This is a genomic window from Pseudomonas sp. P5_A2_2 (genome assembly GCF_054177685.1).
Map to the genome: position 1 here is coordinate 1 of NZ_JBGCUL010000596.1, position 2,848 is coordinate 2,848.

At 60.6% G+C, this 2,848-nt stretch carries 4 protein-coding genes; 1 reads left to right on the plus strand and 3 read right to left on the minus strand.

Annotation, left to right across the window (positions count from 1 at the left end):
• From ACXRVY_RS22815 to ACXRVY_RS22825, 3 genes are all read right to left on the minus strand, one after another.
• The coding region (locus ACXRVY_RS22815; protein WP_458238305.1) for an ABC transporter permease at positions 1-541 on the minus strand (541 nt) is incomplete at its 3' end.
• A gap of 6 nt (positions 542-547) precedes the next feature.
• A complete protein-coding gene (locus ACXRVY_RS22820; RefSeq protein WP_458238306.1) occupies positions 548-1,417 on the minus strand; it encodes an ABC transporter permease in 870 nt (289 codons plus the stop codon).
• Complete coding sequence (locus tag ACXRVY_RS22825) at positions 1,414-2,439, minus strand: ABC transporter ATP-binding protein (protein WP_223463826.1); 1,026 nt, start codon at positions 2,437-2,439, stop codon at positions 1,414-1,416. Before ACXRVY_RS22825 ends, ACXRVY_RS22820 begins: the two co-directional genes overlap by 4 nt.
• 244 nt (positions 2,440-2,683) lie before the next feature.
• Between ACXRVY_RS22825 and ACXRVY_RS22830 the strand changes: the two genes are divergently transcribed.
• Positions 2,684-2,848, plus strand: a 165-nt coding sequence (locus ACXRVY_RS22830; protein WP_458238307.1) for a helix-turn-helix domain-containing protein, incomplete at its 3' end; no start/stop codon positions are given.

A 2,848-nucleotide genomic window follows, 5' to 3' on the forward strand; every position in this document is an offset into this window, starting at 1 on the left:
GCAGGGTGATCTGGCGGAACAGCGTGAAGCGCCCTGCGCCCAAGGATTGCGCGGCGTGTTCGGCGCTGCGATCCAGGCCAATGGCCGAGGCCAGCACCAGACGCAGCACATACGGTGTAATCACCAGCACGTGGGCGAAGATCAGCCAGACGAAGCTGCCATTGACACCCAGCAACGCAAACAGGCGCAGCAACGCCACACCGAGTACCAGGTGCGGAATGATGATCGGCGACAGAAACAGGCCGTTGAGAAAGTCTCGACCGGGAAACTCGAATCTAGTGATCGCCAGCGCGGCGGGCACCGCGATCAGCGTCGCCAGGGTGGCTGCACTGAACGCCAGGATCAGGCTGTTGTAGAACGCATCGACAAAATCGGCACGCTCGAACACCGCGCGAAACCAGCGTAGAGAGAACTCCGTGGTCGGCAGGCTCAGGGTGTTTTCCGGGGTGAAGGCCACAAGGCAAACCACCACCAGCGGCGCCATCATGAACAACACCACCAGGGTATGAAACAGCAGGGCGAAAGGACCGTTCCTGGACATGACGAATTATCCCAATGACTTCTTGTAGCGGCCTTCGATCATGCGATTCCACGACAGCATGATCAGCAGGTTGATGAGCAGCAGAGCCACGGCAATGGCCGCGCCCATGGGCCAATTGAGTTCCGACAGGTACTGGTCGTAGATCAGCGTGGCAACCATCTTCAGCCGACGACCGCCGAGCAGGYCGGGAATCGCGAATGAGCTGGCGGCCAGGCCAAACACGATCAATGTGCCGGACAACACACCAGGCATGACCTGTGGCAGCACGACCTGGCGAATCACCGTGAAGTGACTGGCGCCCAGCGACTGCGCGGCTTGTTCGGCGGMGGGGTCGAGCTTCTGCAGCGAGGTCCAGACCGGAATGATCATGAACGGCAGCATCACGTGGACCAGCGCAATCACCACCGCGAACGGCGTGTAGAGCAGCTTCATCGGCGAGCCACCGAGGGCTTGCAGGGTCTGGTTGACCAGGCCGTCGGCGCCGAGCAACAGGCTCCAGCCGAAGGCGCGCACCACCACCGAAATCAGCAGCGGGGTGAGGATCAGAATCAGGAAAATCGAGCGCCAGGGTGTGCCCATGCGGCTGAGGATGTAGGCCTCGGGCACGCCGATCAGCACGCAGAGCAAAGTGGTCAGGGCGCTGATCCACAAGGTGCGCAGAAAGATCTCGTAGAAATACGGATCGCCCAGCAGGCTGCTGTAGTGCTCGACGGTGTAGGCATCGCCGTTGATCCCCGAGCTGTAGTCGAAGACGTTGAACGACAGCACCAGGGTCAATCCCAGCGGGATGATCAGCAAGCCGAGGTACAAGGCCAGGGCTGGTGCGGACAGCCAATACCCCTGGCGTCCCTGGCGGGTGGCGGTAAGGGTACTCATGCTGGCACCTCGTCGACACTGAGCACTCGCAGCAGCGCCGCGTCCCAGTCCAGACCGACTGCAGTGCCTTCGTTCAACGGCGCCGAGCCATCGTTGCGGCGCACCACGCAGAGTTCACCCAGGCTCGTCCCGACGCCGTACAGCCATTGGCTGCCGAGGAAAAACCGACTGACGATCTTGCCTTGTAAACGACCGTGGCCTGCATCGCGCAGATCGATTTTTTCCGGCCGCAGGCTCAGGGTCAGATCGCCTTTGCCAACACTGCACACCTGAACCGCACCGGCACCATTGCGCTCGCCGGGCAGCAGATTGGCCTTGCCGACGAATCCGGATATGAATTCGGTACGCGGGTGTTCGTAGAGGGTGTAGGGCGCGTCGATCTGGGTGATGCGCCCGGCCTGCATCACCACGACACGGTCGCTGATGGATAGCGCTTCCGACTGGTCGTGGGTGACCATCAGCGTGGTGATTGCAACTTCGCGCTGGATGCGGCGGATCTCGAATTGCATCTCTTCGCGCAGATTGGCGTCGAGGTTGGACAGTGGCTCATCCAGCAAAAGCACCGGCGGCTGAATCACCAGGGCGCGGGCCAGGGCGACGCGCTGGCGCTGGCCACCGGAAAGCTCCCGCGGGTAACGCTCGGCGTGCTGATTCAGGCGCACCAGTTTCAGTACCCGGTCGACTCGCTGCTGGATATCAGCGTTCGGCACTTTGCGCATGCGCAGGCCGAAGGCGACGTTGTCCTTGACGGTCATGTGCGGGAACAGCGCGTAGCTCTGGAACACCACCCCCAAACCGCGGCTGGCGGGTTTGGCGTGGGTGATGTCGCGGCCATCGAGCACGATGCGCCCGTTGGTGACTTCGACGAAGCCGGCAATCATTTGCAGGGTGGTGGTCTTGCCGCATCCCGATGGGCCGAGCAAGGACACGAATTCACCTTTCTCGACCGAGAGGTCGGTGGCGACGACGGCGTCGATTTCGCCGTAGCGTTTGCAGAGTTTTTCAAGTTGCACAAAAGCCATGACTGCGCTCCACCTGAGATTGTTATGCGTCACCCGCAGGCGCGCTTTTTTGTATGGGCAGATACGAAAAGATGTTGCCGGGGTGCGTGGCGCTCGACTTGAGTCGGCTGCCGCTGTTGTTCGAATCGCCCCTGTCTGGACGCAGAGTAGGACGAAGACTAGGATGGGCTCAATGGCCTATTTCACTGAGGCGATGACAATTTCGAGTTTTATTCGTTCAGCAAATTAATAATCGGAAAACAAGATGCCAAATTCCATTGAGCGGAATGAAAACAAGAATGAAATCGGTGTCGGCGCCGTCTCAAGATTGTTTGCGGTGCTGCGAACACTGGGTGATACCGTCGAGGGCGGCGAGCGGGTGACGCAACTGGCGCAGCGCATCGGTTTATCGCAACCGACGACCCATCGG